This window comes from uncultured Peptoniphilus sp., from assembly GCF_946998875.1.
Classification (GTDB): domain Bacteria; phylum Bacillota; class Clostridia; order Tissierellales; family Peptoniphilaceae; genus Peptoniphilus_A.
Genome location: NZ_CAMQAY010000001.1, coordinates 1 through 25310, shown reverse-complemented (window position 1 = coordinate 25310; position 25310 = coordinate 1). Strand labels below are relative to the sequence as shown.

26 protein-coding genes and 1 pseudogene are annotated in these 25310 nt (G+C 33.6%); 1 reads left to right on the top strand and 26 read right to left on the bottom strand.

The features are described 5' to 3' along the window. A complete protein-coding gene (locus tag Q0U74_RS00135; protein ID WP_297391752.1) occupies positions 1–522 on the top strand; it encodes a phosphatase PAP2 family protein in 522 nt (173 codons plus the stop codon). Positions 523–536: 14 nt separating this feature from the next. Here Q0U74_RS00135 and Q0U74_RS00130 read toward each other — a convergent pair whose 3' ends face one another. From Q0U74_RS00130 to Q0U74_RS00005, 26 genes and pseudogenes are all read right to left on the bottom strand, one after another. Next, positions 537–1238, bottom strand: coding sequence for a hypothetical protein (locus tag Q0U74_RS00130; RefSeq protein WP_297391749.1), 702 nt, complete (start codon positions 1236–1238; stop codon positions 537–539). A gap of 46 nt (positions 1239–1284) precedes the next feature. Next, positions 1285–1875, bottom strand: a complete 591-nt coding sequence (locus Q0U74_RS00125; protein ID WP_297391747.1) for a C39 family peptidase — start codon at positions 1873–1875, stop codon at positions 1285–1287. Between the two features lie 67 nt (positions 1876–1942). Then, a complete protein-coding gene (locus Q0U74_RS00120; protein WP_297391745.1) occupies positions 1943–2668 on the bottom strand; it encodes a TIGR03915 family putative DNA repair protein in 726 nt (241 codons plus the stop codon). Between the two features lie 7 nt (positions 2669–2675). Beyond that, positions 2676–3905, bottom strand: coding sequence for a putative DNA modification/repair radical SAM protein (locus tag Q0U74_RS00115; RefSeq protein ID WP_297391743.1), 1230 nt, complete (start codon positions 3903–3905; stop codon positions 2676–2678). A gap of 124 nt (positions 3906–4029) precedes the next feature. Then, positions 4030–5628 carry a Na/Pi cotransporter family protein gene (locus tag Q0U74_RS00110; protein WP_297391741.1) on the bottom strand — a complete coding sequence of 533 codons (1599 nt, stop codon included), beginning with the start codon at positions 5626–5628 and terminating at the stop codon, positions 4030–4032. Positions 5629–5768: 140 nt separating this feature from the next. Next, on the bottom strand, positions 5769–6992 hold the full coding sequence (locus Q0U74_RS00105) for an MFS transporter (protein WP_297391739.1): 1224 nt from the start codon (positions 6990–6992) through the stop codon (positions 5769–5771). Positions 6993–7093: 101 nt separating this feature from the next. Further along, the gene (locus Q0U74_RS00100; protein WP_297391737.1) at positions 7094–7366 is read right to left on the bottom strand and encodes a hypothetical protein; all 273 of its coding nucleotides are present in this window, start codon (positions 7364–7366) and stop codon (positions 7094–7096) included. 9 nt (positions 7367–7375) lie between these two features. Continuing rightward, positions 7376–8236 (bottom strand): hypothetical protein, encoded by an 861-nt coding sequence (locus Q0U74_RS00095; RefSeq protein WP_297391735.1) that lies wholly within the window; start codon positions 8234–8236, stop codon positions 7376–7378. A gap of 109 nt (positions 8237–8345) precedes the next feature. Continuing rightward, positions 8346–8828: a hotdog domain-containing protein gene (locus tag Q0U74_RS00090; protein WP_297391732.1), complete on the bottom strand. Its 483-nt coding sequence runs from the start codon at positions 8826–8828 to the stop codon at positions 8346–8348. Between the two features lie 231 nt (positions 8829–9059). After that, a complete protein-coding gene (locus Q0U74_RS00085; protein WP_297391730.1) occupies positions 9060–12383 on the bottom strand; it encodes an S-layer homology domain-containing protein in 3324 nt (1107 codons plus the stop codon). Positions 12384–12774: 391 nt separating this feature from the next. Continuing rightward, the gene (locus Q0U74_RS00080; protein WP_297391727.1) at positions 12775–13377 is read right to left on the bottom strand and encodes a PH domain-containing protein; all 603 of its coding nucleotides are present in this window, start codon (positions 13375–13377) and stop codon (positions 12775–12777) included. A 347-nt stretch (positions 13378–13724) separates the two neighbouring features. Continuing rightward, positions 13725–14318: a DUF5067 domain-containing protein gene (locus Q0U74_RS00075; RefSeq protein WP_297391725.1), complete on the bottom strand. Its 594-nt coding sequence runs from the start codon at positions 14316–14318 to the stop codon at positions 13725–13727. 17 nt (positions 14319–14335) lie between these two features. Next, the gene (locus tag Q0U74_RS00070; RefSeq protein ID WP_297391723.1) at positions 14336–15865 is read right to left on the bottom strand and encodes a TFIIB-type zinc ribbon-containing protein; all 1530 of its coding nucleotides are present in this window, start codon (positions 15863–15865) and stop codon (positions 14336–14338) included. A 10-nt stretch (positions 15866–15875) separates the two neighbouring features. Further along, positions 15876–17111, bottom strand: coding sequence for an SPFH domain-containing protein (locus Q0U74_RS00065; RefSeq protein ID WP_297391721.1), 1236 nt, complete (start codon positions 17109–17111; stop codon positions 15876–15878). A gap of 25 nt (positions 17112–17136) precedes the next feature. Then, positions 17137–17730, bottom strand: coding sequence for a copper amine oxidase N-terminal domain-containing protein (locus Q0U74_RS00060; RefSeq protein ID WP_297392182.1), 594 nt, complete (start codon positions 17728–17730; stop codon positions 17137–17139). Between the two features lie 23 nt (positions 17731–17753). Further along, positions 17754–17882 (bottom strand): hypothetical protein, encoded by a 129-nt coding sequence (locus tag Q0U74_RS00055; RefSeq protein WP_297391719.1) that lies wholly within the window; start codon positions 17880–17882, stop codon positions 17754–17756. A 271-nt stretch (positions 17883–18153) separates the two neighbouring features. Continuing rightward, positions 18154–18510, bottom strand: coding sequence for a hypothetical protein (locus Q0U74_RS00050; protein ID WP_297391717.1), 357 nt, complete (start codon positions 18508–18510; stop codon positions 18154–18156). A gap of 15 nt (positions 18511–18525) precedes the next feature. Further along, complete coding sequence (locus tag Q0U74_RS00045; RefSeq protein WP_297391715.1) at positions 18526–18927, bottom strand: HIRAN domain-containing protein; 402 nt, start codon at positions 18925–18927, stop codon at positions 18526–18528. Beyond that, positions 18924–19730 (bottom strand): molecular chaperone DnaJ, encoded by an 807-nt coding sequence (locus Q0U74_RS00040; protein ID WP_297391713.1) that lies wholly within the window; start codon positions 19728–19730, stop codon positions 18924–18926. The genes Q0U74_RS00045 and Q0U74_RS00040 overlap by 4 nt, the downstream gene beginning before the upstream one ends. Positions 19731–19763: 33 nt before the next feature. After that, the gene (locus tag Q0U74_RS00035; protein WP_297391711.1) at positions 19764–19982 is read right to left on the bottom strand and encodes a hypothetical protein; all 219 of its coding nucleotides are present in this window, start codon (positions 19980–19982) and stop codon (positions 19764–19766) included. A gap of 48 nt (positions 19983–20030) precedes the next feature. Then, complete coding sequence (locus Q0U74_RS00030) at positions 20031–20342, bottom strand: PadR family transcriptional regulator (protein ID WP_297391709.1); 312 nt, start codon at positions 20340–20342, stop codon at positions 20031–20033. A gap of 2 nt (positions 20343–20344) precedes the next feature. After that, positions 20345–21586 (bottom strand): DUF2812 domain-containing protein, encoded by a 1242-nt coding sequence (locus Q0U74_RS00025; RefSeq protein WP_297391707.1) that lies wholly within the window; start codon positions 21584–21586, stop codon positions 20345–20347. Positions 21587–21996: 410 nt separating this feature from the next. Beyond that, positions 21997–22668: an MgtC/SapB family protein gene (locus Q0U74_RS00020; RefSeq protein ID WP_297391705.1), complete on the bottom strand. Its 672-nt coding sequence runs from the start codon at positions 22666–22668 to the stop codon at positions 21997–21999. A 123-nt stretch (positions 22669–22791) separates the two neighbouring features. Further along, the gene (locus Q0U74_RS00015; RefSeq protein ID WP_297391703.1) at positions 22792–24090 is read right to left on the bottom strand and encodes an ATP-binding protein; all 1299 of its coding nucleotides are present in this window, start codon (positions 24088–24090) and stop codon (positions 22792–22794) included. Positions 24091–24726: 636 nt separating this feature from the next. Further along, positions 24727–25065, bottom strand: coding sequence for an SdpI family protein (locus tag Q0U74_RS00010; protein WP_288164555.1), 339 nt, complete (start codon positions 25063–25065; stop codon positions 24727–24729). 51 nt (positions 25066–25116) lie between these two features. After that, a pseudogene (locus tag Q0U74_RS00005) lies at positions 25117–25310 on the bottom strand (hypothetical protein); the annotation flags it as partial.

The window sequence follows — 25310 nt, the reverse complement described above, 5'->3', positions numbered from 1 at the left end:
ATGGAATTAAAATTTTTAGAATCACTACAAAGTCTCCACTCTCCAATATTAAATTATATTATGATTTTTATAACTAGTCTTGGTAATGGAGGGTTTATTTGGATTGTTGCTGCAATATTTTTGCTCTTTCAAAATAATAACAAATTAAAGAGAGAGGGCTTTAGCCTTGCAGTAGCTCTTATTATTTTTTCTGTCTTTGGTCTCTTGATTTTAAAGCCAATAATAGCGAGACCGAGACCCTTCACAGTTGATGATGTGGCAATCTTGATAAAGGCGCCCATGGGATATTCCTTCCCATCGGGACACACTGGTTCATCCTTTGCCGCTGCATCTGTAATTTATTATTACAACAAAAAAAGAGGAGCCCTTGCCCTAATCTTGGCAGGACTCATTGCCTTTTCCAGGATGTACCTCTTCGTGCATTATCCAACTGATATAATTGCCGGACTGATCCTGGGTCTAATAGCCGCAAGGCTTGCAATAAAAATTACCCGTGAAATCTTAAAAAGTTCAAGAAAATAAAAAAATGCCCCGTATTAATTACGGGGTAAATATTTTTCTGCAATTTTTATGTTTAATTCTTCGCCAAGACCTCCATAAATCTCTTGGTATTCCTCATAGACGCCCTTTAGCCTCTTTAAGTTAAAATCTATTGCCTCCTTGTCATCAAGCATGTCAAGTTGGTTTAGAGGAAACTTGTCAAAGATCATGGATATTTCTATTTCTAGGTCCTCTCTCATGTATTGCAACTTTTCCCTACTTATATCAAGCTCCCTTGGCCTATCTATCTTTAAAAATTCTAAAAGACCATCCTCGTCGCAGTTTTTAAAAAGTTCCTCTGCCCTTTCAAATTCTTCTTTTGGAAAATCATTTAAGACGGGGCTGTAATAAAAGATAACTTCCCTAAAAATGTCCTCGATTTCCTTTCTTTTTTCATCAGAAATTACAGGACCATTATCCCTTCTGTACTTATCTTTATTTTCCTCTTCAAGTTCTTTAAACTCTCTTTCAAATTCTTCTTCAGATTTTCTTTTTGCATCTTCAGGAGAAAATTTGTCCAATAATTTTATGTTCCTCCTGACTTTTCTTATATTTAAATTTAAAGTATCCACAAAATTTTCTAAGTCGCCAAAAATTTCTCCATATCTCTCGTATGTCTTTGGTATCAAATTTATTATTGTGTCTTCCTTTACAAAAAGCAGTTCTGAAACTAAAAATTTTAAATAACTTCTCTCCATAACATCACCTTTTCTCTTGAGCTAAACTCTATTATATTTGACAAAATTAGTCAATGTTAAAAATATTGTAAGAAAAAACTGGAAAATTCATAAAGCCCTTGAGGTCGCTATAGTCTATGTAGGAAGGAGCCTTGTTCCAACCGTCATAGACATGTAAAATTTTTATCTTCATTCCCCTGTACTTATAAATCGAATAGCCAAAAATAACTAGGGAATGATTCTTGTAGTAGCCACTGCCAAGATTCATAAGGACTGGATGAAATTTATCTATCTCCTCTTTTACATGAGAATAAAAATTTCCAAGATAAATGCCCCTGCTTTTAATCTTAATCTTATTTTTCTTAAAATAAGTATTGGCTATGCGAGAAATAAAAAAGGGTATGGTGCCAATTTCTTTGAAGTAGCCATTTCTCCTTGCGATTTCAAAAACTTCCCTATAAATTTCAAACTTGTCTAAGTCCTTAAAATAATAATTTATAATTCTCGTAAGGCTGGCAAGGGTACAGTTGTTATCTGAGCCTTGAAAGTCTCTCTGCAAAAAGTTTGGAAGTTCTATTTCACTTGACTCCATAAAAGTTGCCTTGGGATAATTTTTTTCTATATATTCATTTATGTTTGCAATTCTATTTTTTTCCATTTCTTCCTCCAAGATAATTATACCCATTAAGTGGCATAAAAAAAGTTTTATGAAAAATCCATAAAACTCATTTAAATCTATTTATTTCTGGCAGGTTTTCCCAATATTTTTTCGGCATATTCTTAATTCTCAGCTTTTTATTTTTTCTCTCTTCTATGGCAATGGCGTCGTAAAAAACTCGCCAAAGGTCTACATAGTTGTCCTCAATTTTAAAATTGTCGCTCATTTGGTAGTCGAAAAATTCTGCCCTCTCCCCATCATAAATTACGGCGCGATTTCTTTTTATGTCTGTAATGATAAATTTTTCCTTAACAAGCCTTCTCTTGAAGTGCTTGAAGATGTAGTACAAAATGTCATTTTCTGGCTGAAATTTTGCAAACAAAAAACCATTCAACTCTTCAAAGCGAAGAAGTCCCTTATAGGAGTGAATCTCCCCTGAAACTCTTTTTAATATATTTCTAAATAAAACAACATCGCCCTCCGCACTTTCAAGATAATAAAAGCCCTTTACATATAATTTTTTTAGGGTCCTTGCTATGGCAATTTCCTTTTTTTCATGGCAGGAAGAAAAAACCATAAGAAGATTATTGTAAAAGGAATAGGAAAAGTTTTTTATGACAGATTTTTTCACTCGCTCTGCCTTTTTTAGGTCCGTCACGCAGTTTATCTTGTCACTTATAAAATCAATTTGCTCATCTTTTTTTTCTATGTTATCAAGGTCTTCCAAGACCTTATAAGAATCAAAAATTACTGTAAGAAGTCCTTCAAAACTTCCGTCGTATACATAAATCATTATTACCTCAATCAAAAAATGAGAGTTGCTTAGAATTTTCTCTCTCCAAAATTAGAGACCTAAGAGCTTCTCTTGAATCAAATTTTTCTCCATAATATTTTCCAGAAACTGTTATAAAATTTATGGCTCTCTTGGTAGAAATCCTAAGCTTTTTTAAGTCATTGAAGTTAAGGGCAAAGGACCTTCTCGCCTTTATAATCTTTCTTGCAGACTTTGGACCAAAGCCTGGAATCCTCAGAAGCTCCTCTAGGCTCGCCTTATTTATTTCAATGGGCTCAATATAATTTTCGATTGCATAGTCCATCTTGGGGTCTACATTTAAATCAAAATCTTCTTTTTTCCCCTTTAAAAGTTCCCCTGCCCGAAAACCATAAAACCTCATGAGAAAATCTGCCTGATAAATTCTGTGTTCGCGAAGTAGGGGCGTCTCTTCCTTTGGCAAAATGGAATTTTCTCTCACAGGCACATAGGCAGAATAGTAAACTCTCTTTAGTGAATAATTGTCATAGAGATTTTGCGACCTCATAATTACATCTCTGTCGTGAATGTCTCCTGCTCCAACTATCATCTGAGATGTTTGTCCTGCTGGCAAAAATATATTTTTCTTTGGAAAATTTTTATATTTTTCCCTTTCAAGAGCATTTACCTTTAAGGTCTTTGACACTAAGTCCATGGGCTTTGTAATTTCCTCAATTTTCTTTTCTGGCGCAAGAAGGGCGAGACTTCTCTCTGTGGGAAGCTCAATATTTATACTCATCCTGTCAACATATTTTCCAAGTTCTTTTATAAGATACTCACTGGAGCCTGGTATTGCCTTCATGTGTATGTAGCCATTAAAATTTTCCCTTTCGCGAAGTCTTTTTGCCACTTCAATTAATTTTTCCATGGTGTAGTCGCAGGATTTAAAAATTCCTGAAGACAAAAATAAGCCCTCAATATAATTTCTCTTGTAAAAATTTATTGTTAAATCCACCACTTCATCTACAGTAAAGGCTGCCCTCTTGGATTCAAGGCTTCTGGCATTGATACAATAGTTGCAGTTGTAAATGCAGTGATTGGTAAAAAGTATTTTAAGAAGGGATATGCACCTGCCATCTTCAGACCAGGAGTGACAAATTCCACTGACACTTGCCTCGCCAAGGCCTTTCTTATTCTTTCTATTGGAGCCAGAGGAAGAACAACTTACATCGTATTTTGCAGCGTCTGATAGGATTTTTAGTTTTTCCATTAATTCCATATTACCACCAAGGTCATTCTATCATCTAAACTTGTGTTTTGTAAACATATATTTTTATCAAAAATATTTTTATTTCCTAAAAATTTGCAAAAAAAATCTGCTCCAGCGAGCAGATTTTAAAATATTAAATTGCAAGTTTTCCCGCATTAGAAATATAAGATGAAATTCTTTCCATGGCTGCCAGTGTCTTTTCGTAGAGAAGTCCACTTTCAGGGTCGCAGATTTTTTCTCTCATTCTAAGCATGTGGTTATTTCTAAATTGCGTAGCATCCTTTTGAACTAATTCGTTTGATGTTCTCATAAAGGCAACTCTTTCGTCCTTATCTAATTCGCCAAGGGCTGAGTTAAACATCTTCTCGATTACATCATTTATTTCATTTAATTCTTCAAAAGTTTTATCTGTAAAGGCAAGGCTTTGGTCTTCCTTTAATTTTGCAACTTCGGCAATATTTTTGGAGTGGTCTCCAATTCTTTCCATGTCCCTTGAAATTCTAAGGTAGGCTGCAAAGTTTGCAGAAGTTTGTTCGTTCATGGCAAGACCCAAGGAGTCGATTATAAAGGCGGAAATCTCTTTGTTTAAATAATTTATTACTTCTTCTCTTCTAAAGATTTCATCGTATTTTTCTTCGTCAAAATTTTTCAAGAGGCTAACTGAATTTTCATAGTTTTGAGTTACTATTTCAAGCAGTCTTCTAATTTCTGCCTTCACATCAGTAAAGGTTGCAGGTGCGTCCTTGACAATATTTTTGTTGATATATTGTAGAGACATATCTTCTTGTTCCTTGTCTATACCAGGAATAATCTTGAAAGACAAATCTGCAAGCTTTCTTGAAAATGGGAATAAAAGTACTGATGTCGCAACGTTAAATAGTGTGTGCAAGTTGGCAATTTGTGCCGCTGGCAAATCTCTTGAATATCTAATTATTATTTGATCAATTGGAACTATAAAGGAAATAGTTACGAAAATTATAGTACCTATAATGTTAAAGAGCACGTGGACTAGGGCTGTTCTTCTTGCATTTTTTGATGAGCCAATTGATGATAAGACAGATGTAATACAAGTTCCAATATTAAAGCCAAATATTATATACATTGATGAATAAAGTGGTATAACTCCTTGGTTAGCAATTGCCTGTAAAATACCAAGAGAAGCAGAAGATGATTGGAGTATTGCAGTAATAGCTGTACCTGCAAGTACGCCAAGGATTGGGTTGTCAAACTTTGTCATGAGAGTTACAAAGCCAGGATAATCTCGTAAAGGTTCCATGGCTACACTCATAAATTGCATTCCCATAAACAAAAATCCAAGACCAATTACAGCTTGACCAATATATCTCTTCTTCTTATTTTTTGAAAATGTATTTAGCAAAAATCCAACAAAGGCAATTATAGGTGCAAGAGTGGAAATATTTAAGGCAACTAATTGTCCAGTGATAGTTGTACCAATATTCGCCCCCATTATAATTCCAACCGCTTGATAAATTGTCATTAGTCCAGCATTTACGAAACCAACAGTCATTACTGTTGTGGCAGAAGATGATTGAATTATAGCAGTTACAAAAGCACCAACAAGTATTGATTTAAAGAAACTCGATGTCATCTTTTCGATTACATTACGAAGTTTGTCGCCTGCAACGAGCTCGAGACCGCTGCTCATCATTTCCATGCCATAAAGGAAGAGAGCAAGCCCTCCCAATAGTTCGATAAAATAATTAATTGACATAAATCCTCCAAAAATTTTTTTCAATTTAATCTTACAATATAATTGTCTTTTTTTAAAGGAAAAGTAAAAAAATTGTAAATTTTCTTTTAATTTTTTTAAAAAATTTATGCAATTAAAAAAAGGCGGAGACCGCCTTAAATTTATTTTAGCTTTGCAACTTTTAAATAAAGTGGAATTGCAAGAAGTTGAGCTAGTATAGAAATAATTATCATAGCTGGAAGAGAGATGCTGTACATTACTCCTAGTAGCCAGGAACCCAAGAACCAGAAAAATCCAAAGGAACATTCAAAAATTCCATAGCCCGTTGCCCTGTTTTTCTTTGGCACCATAGAAGTCACCGCTGCCTTTAATATTGATTCCTGTGCACCCATGCCAATGCCCCAAAGGGCAAGTCCAAATAAAAGTGCTGGTAGACTATTAAAGCCAAAGATAAATAGAGAGAAGGGCGCTGAAATTATTGTAGAGATGACAAGTGCCTTCACTCCATTTTTGTCATAAATATGGCCAAAAACAAGTGCCGCTATGGCATCCACTAGCATTGCCCCTGCATAGAGTAGAGGAATAGTTCCGCTGTTTATAAGGCTTGTAGTCTCTTGAAGGCTTCCAGCAACTTCTGTGTAATTTCTCGTAATGTGCATAATTATTATTGAGTAGTCAATAAAGCCAAAGGCAAAGAAGGAAATACCTGCAATGTAATATAAAAAGGACTTCTTCATGTGGAAGGCCTCTTCTTTTTTTGGCTCAGGCTCAAAATGTTCTGGATTTGGAAATTTCATCTTGGTATAAAACAAGAGAAGAATGGTAATAAAACCAGGAATTGCCAAAAATGCAAAGCAAGTTCTATAAATTTCAAAAGTTCTTCCCTCTGTCTTAAATAACATGACTAGGTATAGAAAAACTGGACCTAGAAATGCCCCAATTTGATCTAGCATCTCTTGTATGCCAAAGGACTTGCCTACGCCCTCTTGGGAGGCAGCAAAGGACATAATGGTATCCTTGGCAGGCTTTTTTATTGCCTTGCCCATCCTTTGGACTACCAAGAGAAGTGATGCAGCTAGCCAACCCTTTTCACCAACAAGGGCAAGAGCAGGCACTGCCAAAATATCTAAGATGTAGCCAAAAATTACCATGGGCCAATATTTTTTTGTCCTGTCAGTAATTTTTCCAAAGACATACCTCATGGAGTAGCCCACAAGTTCACCAAGACCTGATATAAAACCAATTGTCCCAGCTGATGCGCCAAGGACACTTAGGTAAGCTCCCCTAATGCTTGATGCACCTTCATGGGTCATGTCGGAAAATAAACTGACAATGCCAAATAAAATTATAAATAACATAGCTGTGGAAATTTCTTTTTTCTTCAAAATAAACCTCCCAAAATTCTTAATCTGGTCATTATATCATTAGATTGTAAATTTACTTTAAAATAAATAAAAAAGTCCGCAAAATTTTCAAAGTTTTCACTTTACTTTATCTTAAAAAGCGTAATTCCATTTATTATTATTGAAGCAATTGTGCAAAAGAATAAAATTTCTGATATTGTAGGAACAACATCTAAAGCGCCCGCTATATCTCCCTTTGATAGAAACTCCGCTCCCATATAATAAAAAGAAAAAATTGTAAGAGATGTAAAGGCAAGGCTCAAAAATCTATACTTTTGTGGATCCTTTCCATGAGTCCAAGCTATTATATTTTTAATTGCAAAAAATATTGCAATGATACCAAGAATAAATTCCATATTTTCTCCTCATTCTTTAAAAGTTTTGCCGCCGTCCCTTGAAATATATTTGATCTCATTTTTATTTATGTCAGTGAAGTTTAAATAAATATTTCCATTTTCATCAACTCTTCCGCTGACTTCTGGACTTGTTTCTTCTAATTCTGAAATAAAAGTCATGTCATCGCCCACTATTTTTACAAAAAACCAGCGACTCCTTGCACCTGCACTGTCAACTTCAAGTAGTCCATAGTCTGAATTTTCGATTTTTATGGCGTCTTTTACTATAAAATTTTTTAATAATTCATTTTTATCTTCTGCTTTATTTTTTTCTTCAGGTTTTTCTTCTACTTGATGATTTTCCTTTGCATGGTGAATATCTTCTTTCATATCTTCTCTTCCATAAATTAAAAACCTTAAAATTTCTCTCTGGTCCTCATCATGAATTTTACTCAAATCAGAAAAAACCTGACCAAGCCTTTCTTCATCTAACTTATCCATGGTGATGAAATTTTTTCTGTAGACCTCATAAAGAGGATCCATCCATCCCACATTTAAAATATAATATTTTTCGCCACCATAAATTAAGGAGCGGTTCTCTTTTCCAGAAAAAACAGAAGCTAAAAATATATAAAAGGCAAAAATTCCTCCAAGAATTAAAATTAGGATAAAGATAAATATTTTGCCCTGCTTATTAATTTTAAATTTCGTAAAATTGTAGAGCGAAAAAATTTGTAGGCCAATAAAAAGTAAAAAACCAAATCCTAGGAGGATATTATTTATTATTGGGATAAATTCAATTTTATTAACTAAGACTAAAATTCCAAAGCTCAAGGCAAAGGAGGCAAGATAAAGAAAAATATATGCCATTTTTTTATTTTTTAAATTCATAAAAACTCCAAATTAAAATTTCAATTTATTTTCTCTATTTTATCATTTTTGCCAGGAAATTATAAAAAATTACATAAAAAAAGAGACCCTAGTAAGTCTCTTTAAAAATTTACATATTGTCCTTTACGCCAACGGCAACCATCTTTGCCTTTGCACGAACCTCCCCATCAGCTTCCATTACCATATTTACAATGACTTTTCTTTCGCCAATTTCTTCGGCAGTGGCAGTAATTGTAATTTCCGTATCCATTGGAGTTGGCTTTTTAAAATCAACTTCAAGTCTTGCAGTGATGAAGCGACCGATTACTGTGTCTTCAGTTAGGTCAAGACCTAGGTCGTGATGTTTAAACCAGGCAGCAGATGCAGTTCCATGGCAGTCGAAAAGCATGGCAATCATTCCACCAAAAAGATTCTTTGGAACGCCACCAGTGTAAACTGAATCAGGAGTAACCCTTGCTATGCACTCACTACCATCTTCTGATGGATAAGATTTTAAATGCATTCCATCGTGATTTTTAGGACCGCAGCCCCAACAATATTGAAATCTTTCGCCATAAGTTTCTTGAATGGCGATTTTTTTATTTTCTGACATAATATCCCCCTTCTAATTTATAAAAACATTTTATCACATTTATAATTTCTTTTCCCTTTTCTCTTTTATTTATATCCTTTAAGCCCACAAAAAAACAAAATTAATTAAAAGGAAAGTCCCCTTGCCATTATTTCTTTTTGAAAAATTATAATATTATCCAAGTCTTTTGTAGCTTGAGCAAATAAAATTAGGCGTAAAAAACTGCCCCACTAAGGAGGCAATTAATTTATCTTATTTTACAAGGTCTTCAAGTAGACAAATCCAATTTTCTACAAGTCCAGCACTTCTTCTCACATACTCATGAGAGTTTGCTGCTTCGGTGATTTCATAATAAGCCCAATAAGTTTCACTTAAATCTTTAAAATGTTTTAAGTTTTCTATATTTTTTACATTTTTAAGACTTTCGCCATCAGCTTTTCTATCGTAAAAATTATTTAGGATTGTCACAATTTCTGCCCTTGTAATTTTCGCATCAGGGCGGAAAGTACCATCTGGATAGCCCTTTATCCTGTCGTTGCCATAGGCTTTGTTTATTGCATCTTCATATACATGACCTTTTACATCGGCAAAAGGTGCAATTTTTGAATTGTCCGCATCAATAAAACTTATTAGTTTTGCAAATTCTGCTCTGGTGATTGCTTGGTCAGGTCTGAAGTCTTCCCCTTGTTTTTCTACAAGGATTCCATGTTCAAAGGCAGCGTTAATATATTTATTGTACCAAGCGCCCTTCTTCAAGTCTTTGAATATCTTTTCGCTGTCAACCTTAAAGCTATATCCTTCAAGGCGAGTTACTACTGCCACAGCTTCCGCCCTTGTCATATTGCCCTCAGGTCTAATAGTCTTGTCAGGATATCCAAATAAATAACTCATGTGAAGGTAGCTTTCCTTGTCAGGTACCTTTGCAATTACTGAAATTGTGTCTACATATTCATGTCTTCTTGGTTCAACTTCTGGCTCTGGTTTAGGCTCTGGTTTAGGCTCTGGTTTTGGTTCTGGTTTTGGTTCTGGAGTTGGTGTGTCATCTTTTTCCCATTGAGCAATGAAGATGCAATCTGCATCTAATACAAATTTTTCGCCAGCTTTAAAAATCTTTCCTTCATTTAATTTCTTTAATGTTTCTTCTGGCATTTCCTTCAATTTATCTTTTGGAATGTTCATAGAAAGTTTCCAGCCAGTGAACTTATAGCCATCTCTTTTTGGAGCATCTAGCAATTTTATTTCTTTATCTTTTTCACCCTTGACAACCCTTATATCTTTTGGATTTTCTCCGTCTTTAAATTCTCCACCATTTGGATCAAAGAAGGCACTTAGCTTTGCATTTTTGTAATTTACATCGTAGTTATTTAATAATGATTTTGCAACATCTTTATCTGACAGTTTTTCTGTAAAAGAGTTTCTGGCAAATTTAAGGTCTGCGTAGTCTTTATAATTTGCAGGAGGATCAACAAAACCTGATAGGGCGACATTGTCTTTGAAAATTGTATCAGCTGCTGTAGTTAAATTTTTATAAGCTTTTTCCTTAAGAGTATCTTTATCAACACCAGTTTCATATCCTTCTATGTCATATAGATAAGGAATCGTAAAAATAGCTCCGCCTTGTCCGAGATTGCAAGTATTTCCTATAAATTTTGTGCCCTCTGAAATTTCAACGCTTATATTTGGTTTAATACTTGTTATATTTTTAGATTTATCTCTAGCAACACCGCTAATACCTAGAGCTCCTCCTGAACCGTAGGCCCAGTTTTCTTCAAAGGTAGATGCTTTAATCGTAGTTTTATTATCTATTACTTCAATAGCCCCACCTACGCCAGAATCGTGCGGATTAGTTTGGTCGTCTTGTGGATGAACATCTGCTTTGTTTTTAGTAAAAGTACACTTGTTTATTTCTGTTGGAAAGGCTGTATATATACCTGCTCCCATAAGAGATAGATTGTCTGTAAATGAGCTAGAGTCTACTTTTATATTTGTTAAGCTTGTATCTACATTTCCAGTTCCAGCACTAGCAACACCAGCTCCGTAAGCAGCCTCGTTTTTTGTAAATGTTGACTTGCTTATATTTAGTTTGGAATCCTTTCCTAGATATATTCCACCACCAAAGTTATTTGAATAATTTTCTGTAAATGTAGTATCTGAAATTGTTGTTGTGCCATTACTTTCGTGAGCTATAAATATAGCTTGAGATCCATTTTTTGTAAATGCACAAGCTGTAATATTTGAATCGCCTTTATTAATATAGATTGCTCCGCCATTTATATCTGCTGTATTTTCTATAAATTTTGTATTATTTATTTCTCCTCCGCCTTGTAAATACAAAGCTCCACCTGCTGAGTTGGCTTTATTATTTTTAAATGTGCTATTAGTTAAGGTCAATTTCTTTGATGAAAAAATTGCTCCGCCCCAAATAGCTTCATTCCCTTCAAAAGCTAAATTCGAAGCATTAATTTCTTGCAAACTATATATTGCACCACCAGTTCTAGCTTTGTTGTTTCTAAATGTAGCGTTTGAAATACTTGCTGCGTAATTTTTTCCGATAATGATGGCTCCTCCAGTTTTCTTAGCTTCATTATCTTCGAAAGTACCGCCTGTAATATTTAGTGTTCCATAAGCTGCGATAACTCCTCCATCACTTGTATTAGATTTGTTGTTCTTAAAAGTTCCGCCACTAATATTTATGGTTGATTCATTTCGAGCTTGAATAGCACCACCTTGTTGATTTGAGTAGTTACCTTGTATTGTTGCTCCTTCTTCTATATTAAAGGTACCATTTGAAGAAACAAGTATCGCTGGGCCATCAAAGCCTTGATATCCCGTACAGTTTTCAACGACTGCTCCATTGCCTAGTGTTAAAGTTCCTCCAGTAACTCCAACTGCTTGAGCTTTTTTATCTCCATTTAATTTAATATTTTCAACTTTAAGTGTGGCATTACTGTATAATGAGATAAAATTCTTGTTGCTTCTCTTTAAAGTAAATTGGTTTCCTTCCTTAGATTTTAGCAAAATATTTACTTTTGATTTTCCCCACATGCTTTCAGTTTCAGGAATATCATAATCACGATTCATAGTAATTACATACTCATTAGTTAGATCTTCTTGTTTACAGTTTTTCACTGCTTCATAAAAAGTATCATAATTACCAACAAGTTCTCCTTTTTCTGTAGAACCCATCGTTCTTTTTGTAACTGTAAATGTTTTTTCAGCAGCTGGTTCACCAACCGCTTCAGGAACTTCTTCCTTTGAAAGCTCAAGCCTTTCATTTTCTTCAATAGTTGCCGTTTTTTCTTTTTCTTTAATTACTTCTTCAGCCTCTCCAAGTTTGTCAACTTTTTTCTCAGACTCTACTGGCTTTTTAACTATGACTTCTTCCTGTGGATCTTCTGGTTTTTCTGCATCAATTTCCTTTTCTTCATCCACTACTTCTGCACTTGCAACTTTATTTTCAACTGCTGACTCTTTTGCGCCCCTAGATTCTTCTGCATAGACTGCAAAGGAACTTGTGCAGATTGATAATAGCATTACAAATGCCAACAAAAATCCTATAATATTTTTCTTGCGCATTATGCACCTCCATAAAATTTTAAATCTTCCTCTCACATTTTTCTAAAACTTCCTATACAATCACCTCATTTTATCCATAAAAAATGGCAAAAATATACACCTGTCAAAAAGATGATACTTTTACCATAATAAAACTTATTAAAAAAGACAGAATTATTCTGTCTGTCTGTCTGTCTGTCTGTCTGTCTGTCTGTCTGAAAATTGTATTAAAATTTCTCACAACTTGTCAACTCTCTCTCATAACTTATTAGTTATCCTAATTTATTAAATAATATCATAAAAAATGCTTTATTAAAATAAAATATTACAGAAATTTCCCTCATTAATCAAAAGTCACCGATAAAAATTCTGACATAAAAATTTTCTCAGTGACCTTTTTCTTGTCTTTAACTTATCTTTTATATTTTGTATTGTAGCCTTCGTTCTCTTTTGGTCTATAGGCATTGGGATAGGCTTGGTCTGTTGCAACATCGAGAGATACTTTTTTAAGAAGTTTATAAACATCGTAGGGATCTTCTATGGAAATAAATTTATTGTTATCAGCCTTAAAGCTGTAAGATGAATTTCCCCCTTCGCCATTATAAACTAGAATAATTGTGCCAAGTCCCTTTATGTTTTCCATAAAATTTACATCTACTTTCAAATTTGTAAGCTCTCTGTGCTCATAATTATTTACATCTCTTCCAAAAATTCCCTGGCTGATGTAAACTCTCTTGTCTGTAATTGCATATTCTATAGTCCCATAATTTAAAAGTCTGTAAATCGGCATTAAAATTGCAAACCATACAGGGAAAAGATGAATTATAAAGAAAATTATAAAAAATCCATTCATAAAGCTAAATTCTCTAAAAAAACTAGAAATAAAAAAGAAGTCAAAGAGTCCCCAAATTATTGCAATCAAATAAATGCTTGGATTGCCTACAATATAGAGAAAGGCATTGGGTCTTCCTCGCCACAATATATTTTCATTGTCGTCAATAATTTTTTCAATCATAATTTCCTCCATTGCTTTCTCTTTATTAAGATAAAGTATTCTTGCCTAGTATTTTATCACAAATATACTTCTGAAAAAATATTTGAATGATTGAATTTTTCCTCTTATGTGTAAATTTTTCTTTACATTTTTTTGAATTTAATTTTTAAAGGCCTATAAAAATTAAAAAGTAAAACTTTATATTTGAAATATTTCCACCCTGCCAACAATAAAAACCCCTCTATTAGAAAATTTTCCAATAAAGGGGTTAGGAAGAAATAATAAGTTTTTACTCTAATTTTTTTCTACACTTAGGCTTATATTTTTTACAAAGCAAAAAAATTTTCACAAGATAGAATTAATTAAATCTACTTATCTAAGTCTAGGGCGTCAAGAGTCACTGTTTCCATATCTGCAAGAGGCACTTGGATTTTACTCTCATCAGCTCCATCTATGTCAGAAATTTTTATGTTCACTGGAATTTCTTTGTCCTTTATCTTATAGGAAGTGAAAAATACTTTGCTTTGTCCTGGATCTACATTTTCAAAGGAGTAGTCTGCCAACTGGTCTGTAGAACCTTCTTTGATGAAAATTGAGCCCGGTGTATCCATGTCTTGGTCCTTTTGCATAAATGTTATATAGACATTTAGGGCAGCTGATGTTGCTTTCTTTGTGTTGTTTGTAAATTTCCAAGTGTTTACAAGGTCTGTGTCGCCATCGGAATCTTCCATTAGGTTGCTTGCAAGTAGTTCAAAGTTATTGCCTGCAACTTCAAAAAGCCTTTGGTCTGAAATTTTTTCTTCCGTATTTTCTTTTTCCTTTTCAATTTTTTCTTTTTTCATAAATTCTTTTTCAGCAACATCATCTGGCCCTCCAGTTTCATTGCCACAAGCTCCTAAAGTCATGGACATTAAAATTAATGCTAGAAGTAAGGACAAAATTTTAATTTTTGATTTTTTCATAGCCTACCTCCAAATTTTTACTTATCTTTTTCCTCTAGTTTTTTTTGGTTTTCAAGGGCTTCATCTAGGACGCCCTTATCCATTGCTTTTTTAAGCACCTTGTCCTTGCTTAGGTCCAGTTTATTGCCCTTTAGTTCATCTGTATTATCTCCCCAGATCTCACTATTCCTCACTGAATAAATACTTGTTATAAAGTCATCTTCACGAATTAGGTTTGAAATCTCGTGCTTAGTCTCAAGCTCGTAATGGTGTCTGGCATTGGCGTTTCTGTAGCGCAAGTACATAGTTACAAAAAATACAAAGCCAGAAAGTAGTAGGAGCCAAGCATAATTTCTATAGTTTTGAAAATCTGTGCCAACAAATTTATCCATGGCAGCAAAAGTTGTGATGATAAATGCAAGTATTCCTCCAAAAATTTCTACTAATATTGAAATAAGGTAAAGTTTTGTGAAATTAATTGGGACGCTACCCATTGTCTCTAGTGTCCTGGCATTTACTGCTACATAGTGAAGCAGATTCTTCTTGCCCTTAGTTTGCATGTAGCTGTAGAGCCACACTGGCAAGTAGGCTGACTTCCATGAGTCACCCTTAACCTCAAAATCTTCTTCCTTCCATCTTACTCCCCTGTCATACTCTGTAATGGTATTTTTAGCTTCAAGCCTTGCCACATCAGAGCTTTGTGCCTTAACTACTTCTTGAAGAAAGTCTATATTTGTGTCCCTCTTTTCTGATGTGTAGCCTGTCAAATAATTTGAGTTGAAGTTTACGCAATTTTCTGTATCAAAGGGCATAATGGAATTTATTATGTTGTTAGTTTTACTTTTTGATGAGTAATCCAGTTTGTCACTTGATGATTCAATAGAAAGGTCGTCTATAAATATGTCAAAATCTCTTGTGACCTTATATACATCTGCATCGTATTCGTAATGCTCCTTGCCTTCTTCTCCAACTTTCCTGCAAGCTGTTTCAATTTCACCTTCGCCAACAAGTCTCATGTGGGCATTGACATCTATTAACATATAAGGAATGTAGACTCCGCAAATATTTTCTGTAGAAAATTCTCTGGTAAAGCTTGGATGAGCAAAAAACTTTCTCGCCTTTACAAAGTTTGAAATTTCTTTTTTTGCATCTTCCTTAGATACCTTGAAGGGAAGAATAACATCGGGCACAGCGCCATTTGGAATCTGATTGTTAATAGATAAAGTGTTGCGGCACCAGTGGCATCTCGCCTGAGTTGTAGTTCTCGTATCAATGACAACTTCTGCGCCACAGCTTTCACATTTTAGGGTAATTATATCCTTGCTGCCTTCATCTATGTCCTTGGCACCAGATCTAATTTTTCTTCCTTCCAAAGTGCTAATATCTTCATCTTCTCCTGCAAGGTCTAGTTCAAATTCGTGCCTACAAAAATTACATCTTAGTTTGCCTGTCTTTGTATTTGTGGCAATATCAGTTGAGCCACATTTTGGACATTTTACCTGACCATCTTTTAACTTTTCTTCGCCTTCTATTATTTTTACATCTTCTCTTGACTTGTCATCTGTCATAAGATCACCTCTATATGCCTAGCAAATCAGACTTCATCTTGGCAAATTCTTCTTCAGTTATAACTCCTGCGTCGAGAAGTTTTTTCATCTTAATTAATTTTTCTGTTGGGTCTTCTTGGTCTTGGCTTGGGCTTGGACTAGCTTGTCCTTGGTTATAGCTTTGGTTTTGATTAACTTGTCCTCCTCCAAAGTTTGGCTGATAAGAATTTCCAGCATCTGGCTGTTTTACTCCACCCATCATATTTCCAGCTGCATTCATGCCCATGCACATAAAAGCCATGTTTGCTCCGCCGCCATTTTCACCAGCAGACTGAATACCTCTTGCTGCTGCTTGTTGGAAGAAGGAGTTGCCACGGCTGCCAGAAAGGGCATCTGCCTTTTTGACATCGGACATAAGTGCCTTAGTATCTTCGTCGTATTCAATGGCAAGTATGGCAGTCTTTGCAATTTGAAGTCCCCTTGAAGTCTTCCATTGATAGCCCTCTTCCACTGCTTGTGCTAGAGCTTGGGCAAAGCCAATTTGGTCGCCTTGGATTCTGCTCATGCGGTTGCCCCTACTTGGGTCATTGGTATAATTTGAAAAGGCAGCTGAAAGACTACCAACAACTTCGTTAAAAAGTTGTTCTGCTGCGTCATTATCCATGTCGGATAAGTCAAAAATTTCTGCATCGGCAATTAAATATTTTACTGGCACGAAATTTTTTATAAATAAAATTGGGTCAATTATATTAAGGGTGTAAGTGCCACGAGTTATGGCACCAACTTGTGTGCCAAAAAAGGCATCGTCCCAATAAATTTCTGACTGTGTGCCAAACTTGTTGTTTGGAATTTCCTTTAAGTTCACATAGAAAAGCAATTGGCTAGTGGCAGGTATGCCCCCAAACTTAAATTTTTCCCAAGAGGACTTAACTATTGAGTCCACAAAGCCGTCGCCTGCAAAGATTGATTTAGAGTTGGGGTCCTCTGTGTTATATTCATAACCACCAACTTCAGTAATAATATTTGTAATGGCTCCATCTTGAATAGTTATAAGAGCTGTACCTTCAGGTACAATTACCTTTGTCCCATTAGTAATTACATTTTCGTTGCCCTTATAATTTGCTCCCCTATTGTTGTTTACTCCCATAGGTATTCCAGGAAAGACTGCTGCTGTTGCAGGCACTCCTGGCATTGGTCCATAAAAATCCTTCCATTGATCTGCTAAGGTTCCACCTAAAGAACCCATAAAAGCTTGTATAAATCCCATTATTTCCTCCTTATATCCTTATATTTTAATTAACTCCAATTAAGAGCTTAAAATTATCATTTACAACATCATATTCCATAAGAAGTGTCCCCTTCTTGTTGATGAAGTATTGCCCCATCATTTCCGTCAAATTCTCATCAATAGGATTGTCCTTCCTAAGAGTAACTAGATAGCCCTCATAACTTCCGCCATCTAGCTTCATTTCATAGTCGTCTACCTCAAAATAAACTTTTTCATTTTTAAAAATTCCAAGTTTACTTAACCTTTCAAGGACTTCTTCTAATGCATTATCTCTATTAATATAGTCAGGCAAATAAGACTTTTCCTTTATGTAGACAGCTCTCTTGCCTCCATCCCAATCAACCTCCATGCCAAATAATTCTGAAATAGACCTTAGTGGCAGGTAGGTCCTATCATTTCTCAAAAAGGCTGGTGCATCTAAGATAGCAGGCCTTGTCTCCACATCACTTGAAATCCTAGCAATATCATCACCAATTGTCAGTAAAATATTTGTCTTGTCCCTTCTTATTGTCACAATCCTATATTCTTTGTTGTAGTTAACTGTTGCACCAAGATCTTCTGCAATTACCCTAATTGGAACGAAGGTCCTGTTATCTATAAGAAGTGGCGGTTGGTCTGACTCTACGACTTCCCATTAATATAAATTTTTATTGGCTTTTGAATCTTATATCCACTAAAAATAAAGGATGATAAAATTAAAAGCAGTAATAAAAATTTTGAAATCCCATTTTTATTTTTCATTTTTTTCATGTCATCACCTCCCTATACTTTTGTATATTCTATCCTTAAATTCTCTTGGCCTTTTCTGAAACTTTTCATAGCTATCTCCTCTCTTTCTAAAAATATTTCTTCCTAATTTCAAATTTTTCCAACTTTTTATCTTTATAATTTTATTTTACTAAATTTTAAAATTTTCGCATCCCCCAAAAGGGTGATATTTTATAAATTTTTAAAAATTTTTTTATTTTTTATGGCAAAAATTTTTACTTTTTATCCGAGGAGCTTAAATCAAATAGAATAATCAAATAGAATAAAGGACTTTTTTTATGTATAAACCAAAAATTATTCCCAAGGAAAGGGGTAGGTAAAAAAGATACTTGCTACTTAAAAAATATATCCAAAATAAATGTGGAATGAATAAGAAAATTAGAAGGTAAGAAAAATATCCTCGCCTTTTAAATAAGCTTGGCAAAAAAATCAAGATTCCCAACAAAAAGGGCATGACAAGCCTTATGTTTATAACTGCCACAGCCATATAAACTTTTGGCATTTCGCCAATACTTAGAAATAAAATGCCGCTAAAAAAATAAATCAAAAATAAAATAATAGCCTTGTCTTTGTCCTTTTTGTCGTAAAATTTTATTAGCTTCTCTTTCATTTTTTCACTCCTTTTCTAGCTTTCGTGTAGGTAGATTTTAATTTTTATCTTGAGCCACTTGCCCTGCATTTCCTTTTCTACAACTTTGGCAAAGAGAACCTTGCCAGCATCCATTAGTCGTGAAAAGATGACATTATCTTTATGCGGTACATAGCCGATTTTTTCTTTCCCCAAAGTTTCTATGCGAATGGCTTGGGGGTCGTGTTCATTTTCTGGCTCACGATAAAAAACTAAGCGGTCGTCATCTTTGAGGCTTTCACCAATATTTTCAATGCCTTCAATGTGTGTCGTGCCAGCAACATAGGTATCAAAAAGATAAATATCCCTCTCAAAGGGTTTGGGCAAGTCAAGACCTGTCCCAGTCTTCATGAGATATTCAATTAAATCGCCATTGTCTATTTTTACTAAATCACTCATGTCTCATCCCTCATCAGTTCATCAATATACTCTTCCTGCGTGTCTATTGCATCTTCAAAACTCTTTAAATCTCTCTCTAAATCTCTTAACTTCTCAGATTTTTTCTTCTCGTCCTCTACATATATGCTCCAAGTATAGGGCGGCGTGGACCTTATTAAATCAATATCTCTTTGAACTTGATCCACCAAATCCTCCAGCCTTTTTACCTCATCTTCCAAGGACTTGCCGGTAAGGCCTCCCTTATCTTTGTCGTCTCCACTGCAAACTATGTCGTAAATAATTTGAAGACTTGCAAGGTCGCCATCCTTGTAGGCTTCAGTGGCATTGTAAAATAATTCCTTTTCTGTATCCGTAATCAAAGGATTTATGTCTGGATGTAACCTCTTGACAATATTTTTGTAAAGTTTTTTAAGGAGCTTAGCATCTTCCTCAGATAACAATTCAGCTTTTGAACGCTCTAGAGCATGGTTGATCTCATCAACTTTTTCATCTAACTTCTTTTTGTAGTCGGCAAATTCTTCATCAAGCTTCTTGTCAATGACTTCCATCTTAATTTTTTCTTGACGGTTCTTTTTTGCCTGAATCATGTCTCTTTTTCTCATCAAGCGAAGATACTTGCAATAAGCCTTGTAAAGCCTGTACTCCAGACTGCCAAAGCTTAGCATATATGCAGTCTTAATATTTTCACAAATAACAAACTTAAGATTGTCCCTTTCAAAAACAAGGTCCTCCAAAGTTTTTTTAAGCTCTTTGATCTTCTCCCTTGACCTCTTGTCATCTGGAAACTCAATAATTTGTCCCATGCCCTGCCTCCTTCTTACTTTATTTTAATCCTTTTAATCTAAAAAATTAAAGGGGAAAACTAAAAATTCTCTCCCTGTATAATAAGACTCATCTGCTTCCAACCTGTGGTACTTAGTGTAGGAATACAAAATCGCCTTATAAGAAACAGTGCCACCATCCTTGTAGCGATAAGTTATGGGACAGCACAACAATAAAATAATTAACAAAATAAGAAACTTCTTCCTTTTCTTTTTATTCTTTTTCTTTCTCATAAATTGCTCTCCATTATATAAAATTTATTTGTAATTTACTTTTCTAAATTACTTGTCAAAATGATTTTCATAGTTGTCTATTAAAAGTCTAAGTCTCTTCACTTCTTCTTCTAGAAGCTCTCTTCCCTCATCTGTTATCTTGTAATATTTTCCCTTCTTGTCCACTTCAACTCTTGTGATCAAATCATTTTCTAAAAACTGTGCCAAGAGGGCATAGAGGGTTCCTGGCCCTAAGTTTATTCTTCCTCCTGTGATTTCACTAACCCAGGCTGTTATCTCTGCCCCATTTCTCACTTGTCCCAGTGCCAAGAGGGTGAAGTACATGGGCTCTGTTAGGGTTTGAAATTGGTCTCTTGCCATGTCTACACCTCCAAGATCCTTGCAATATCCTTTTGGACCTCTTCATCTTCAAGATTACCATTTACTTCTAAGACCACATTCTTATATAAAATCAAATAGTCTTTATCTTCAGATAGGATATAGGTCCTGTCATAGGGATAGGTTCCAGAGATGTCCTTAACAAAGTCAGCCCTATAAGGGTGCTTCATAGTATCTTTTAAAATTCTTTCAAATAAATTGCATGCAAGGTCCTGTGACTTTACAACAGTCTTTATTATGCCAAGCTTATTTTTTTCTGATGAATAATAATCGCAGCTTTCTATCAAAAAGCTTCTCCTTTCCCTAGTCTTAATAAAATCTCCCACAACTTGGCTTTCAATCTCATTAGCTGTAGATAATTTGTCGATTAAGCTAAATATAGATACATTGGTAATTAAAGAAATTAAAATAACCATTGAGATTAAAATAAATTTTTTCTCCTTTCTTTTTATGTTCATGGCTTTAATTTTTTTGCGATAGAAATAAATAAAAGAAATCATAACAAGAGTTGGCAGCAAACTTATTAGCATTACAAAAGAATTTGAATCTCCGCTAGAAAGCAAAAAGCCTGATGTAAGTGCAAGCACTATTAAAATAATTGCAATATAAAATAATATGATAAAGGTCTTAGAAAAAGTAAGTCTTGAAAATTTTATTTCCTTTACATCTTTAGCGTCTCTGTTTCTCTTTTTAAAAAATATATAATCTCCCAGAGCCAAGGCATCCAAAAGAAGAAATAAAAGGCAAGCTGGACCCATAAATATTGTGTAGTTGGAGTAAAATATGTTACTGGATAAAAATTGAGAAATTAAAAAGAAAGATAGGAATGCAAAAACAATGAAATTTATGCTAAGAGAAATTATTTCACCCCTGACGCCCTTCTTTAAAATTTCAATTTCTTCACTCCCATCGTTATAAAGAGAGTCTTGGCTTCCTTCTTCTAACTTGTAAATGTTCATGTTGAAGGTCCTGTATACAAGATGCCAACCAAAATCTCCTGCCATATCATCAAAGTCCCTTAGTTCATCTTTTGAGAAGGCAGAAAAAGATCCTTCGTTGGGAGCCATGGAAATTTTATAGCTGGCATCTTCTGGTTCAGCTTTTTTAAACTTGTGAATGAAGGGCAAAATTATTTTTTCTATTTGCCAGCCCTTCTTTGCCATGTCTTCATACCATTTTTCAACAAGTCCAAAGTTTGTATAAGCTAAGTATTTTGTCTTTAACATAATCTTGCCCCCTTTAATATCGACTATCGATAATTGAATTATATATCGAGAATCGATATATGTCAATAAAAATTTTTTAACAATATAAAAGCTAAATTCTCTTTTCAAAATTTTTTATAGGACACACATAATTTTTCACGCAAAAAAATAGCATCTACGCCTGTAGATGCTTTAATAATTTATTTTTTCAATTGGAAACTAATTCTCCTTTAAAATTCCTTCATCAAATAATAATTTTAATATTACAAATTTGCCTGCAATAGATGGATTGTTAAAGATATTAATAGTAAAAAATAAGTTGCATCTATAATAAGAAAACTTAAGCTTATAATTTCTAAATCCGATAGGGATCTCAAAATCCATAACTGTAATAATTTATCTAGGAACTTCTATATCGCCTTCTCTTTACCCTAATCTTCGTGTTTTCTCAATTTTACTGAATTCAAATGGTAGTCTGATTTTAATTTCTTGAAAAATTTGCCAATATTATAATTCCTATTAAAGGATAAAGTTGAATTAATCATTGATTGATCGTCTATATCTTCATCAATTATATCTAATTTTCTAACTTCCACGCCTTCTTTTGATGCAAAATCCAGAAAGCTTTCTTCATTAAAATTATCAGTATCAAATACCATTATATAAGACTTTGTTGTCATATCGTTTATAAAATCACTAACGCCCTTTAAGGATACCAAGGTTACTAGACAAATTATAGTTGCAATGACAGCTCCTTCATAAAATCCAATTCCCACTGCTAGTCCAATTGCTGCAGATAACCATAGGGTAGCAGCTGTGGTAAGACCTGATACGCCATCTTTTTTTTGAAGTATAGTACCTGCACCTAAAAAACCAATTCCACTTACAACTTGGCCCGCAATTCTTGCCGCATCTCGTCCAAGGTCATCAGATATTTTGCCAATTCCATCTATGCCTATTAGCATAATTAAGCATGCTCCAACACTTACTATTATATGGGTTCTAAAACCGGCAGCCCTGTTTTTCATTTCCCTTTCCACACCAATAATGGCTCCCAAAAAGGCCGCTAACAATATTCTAAGTGTCACTAAAAATATATCCATCTTTCCCTCCTTATATAATACTCAATAATATTTTAAATAAATTTTTATATTTCATCTATTCTCATTTTTTTCAAAAGCCTCGTATGTAGCAATATATCCATAACGAATAAGTTAAGTTATTCATTATAAATCTAAACTATCTTTATCCAATAAGAAGTCAAATAAATTAATAGTGAGTATTCCATTTTCATCTAAAACCGGTTTTATTCTATCTTTTACGATAATAATTTTTTTAAATGAGTCATCAATATTTAACAAGGATGCTTTTTCTTGATTTGTTTTTTCTATGGATGGGAGGCTATAGGCGGATTGAATATAATATCTTTTGCTTCCAAGGTTAGCTATGAAGTCAACTTCCAGCTGTTTCTTTATATCTTTATTTTTATTACTTTCTCTTTTTATTACCATACCTACATCAACCATATAGCCACGATATCTTAATTCATTAAAAATAATATTTTCCATTAGGTGGGTTGGTTCTATTTGCCTAAAATTTAATCTTGCATTTCTTAAACCTAAATCTTCAAAGTATATTTTATAAGGTGTTCCTATATATTTTCTCCCCTTAACATCATATCTATATACTCTTTTTAGTATAAAAGAATCTTCAAAATATCCTATAAATTTATCAATGGTATTGGCTGAAATTTTAGACTTTTTTATGGACTTAAAAGTTGAAGCTATTTTACTTGGATTAGTAAGGCTTGAAATTCCTGATGCTAAAATATTAAGTAAGTCTTCTAGTTCAGAAGTTAAGCGTATGTCATACCTATGAACAATATCTCGCAAATATACATTTTCGAGTTGCCCCTTTAGGTAATTCATCTTATCTTCATCCCTTTTCATTAAAGCTCCAGCTGGTAAACCGCCGTAAACTTGATATTCAGCAAAAGCATCTTCTTTGTCGCCATCATAAGTTTGAAGAAATTCAGAAAATACAAGGGGCATAATATGGATCTCATCACCCCTACCTGCAAATTCAGTAATGACATCTTTAGATAAGAATTTAGAATTACTCCCAGTAACATAAACATCAAAATTATCTTGACGCAAAAATCCATTTAAGACTTGCTCAAAAGATTTAAGCAATTGAACTTCATCTAAGAGGATATAAAATTTTTCCTTGTCATTAGTTTTGCTCATGATATAGTCTAAAAATTTTTTAGGATCTACTAATCTTTCACCGCTTAGTACATCTAAATCCATTAAATCTTCGCCAATTTTTAATAAATCTCTTCCTGAATCAAAGGCAAATTTTATAATATGTTTATTATCTACTCCATTTTCAAGCAAATAATTATAAAATAGATTATTAAGTAAATAAGATTTACCGCTCCTTCTAATTCCTGTAATAATCTTAATGAACCCATTCTCTTTTTTTCCTATTAATTTATCTAAATAATAATCACGCTTTATTTCCATATGCCTACACCTCTATCTATTTAGAATTATTTCCGTTTTGGAACTTAATCTAAGTATATCATAAAGGATTAGCTCATGTAACTTAACTCTATTTAAAAATAATTCCCTATAGGACATATTTCGAAGTTAGTTTTACACCCTTTAAATTATTTTTTAACATGCTTAAAGTGTTTATCAATTTTTGATTCAAGTACTTGGTTATTTTTTTTAATACTTATTGAACAAGCCATTACCATATATGGTGGGATTATTTTTGCAATTAAAAGACCCGACTTACACCACTTTAAGAGGCGTATCGGGTACTGTTGATTTTATTGATTATTTAGTTTTTATTCTTGTCAATTTTCTATTTCAACTTCAACTGAAGATTTAAATATTACTTTAAGCTTTTCATCATAAACTATACTTTTTTCTATTAGAAGTTAATTTGTAATTTAAACCACCGCTTACCCTTGCTATTACATTAGCATTAATAATTGTATTTACATTTGCGTTCATGCAACATTGCATTAGCCACTAAAGTTATAAGAATTAATACTACATCCCTAGACTCAATGTCGTCACCTTGTATTATTGGTTTATTTTTTTTCATTTTCAATATACATAACTTAATCCTTTTTTAATTCTTAATAGATTCTAACTATTTTCTTTTTTCGCCAAAGCATTATTTACTTTATATCCAATGATGAAGTAAAATAGCATTTGCAATATAACTATGACTGTCATAGTTGTATTATTTAAACTATTACTAACTATTATTATAATATTTAATAATATAAAAAATATAGCATATATTCGCAAAAGTTTAGCTGCATACTTATGGGCATAATTCCAGTTTTCTTTTGATTTCATACTTAATGCTGTTCTAAATCCACTATACTTACTGATATTTCCATTTGCTTTATACTTATAAAAAAAAGACAAAAACAATCCTGCTATAGGTAATAAACTAATTACAATTTTTTCAAAATTCATACAAAACCCTCTAAAAATCCTAAAAGCTACTACTTTCAACAATATTATAACCTATAATCTTATTTTTGACATCAATACTACGCTCTCAACATGCGTTGTCTTTTGCTTGGGAACATAATTTTTTATCCTCGTAATTCTTGTAGGAGCACAATTTATTAATGTCATTGTCTTTGGCATTTTTTCTTTTATCTTTGAAATTATTAGAATCTTGACTATCTTTAATTCCTGTTTTGAAGTAGAATGTT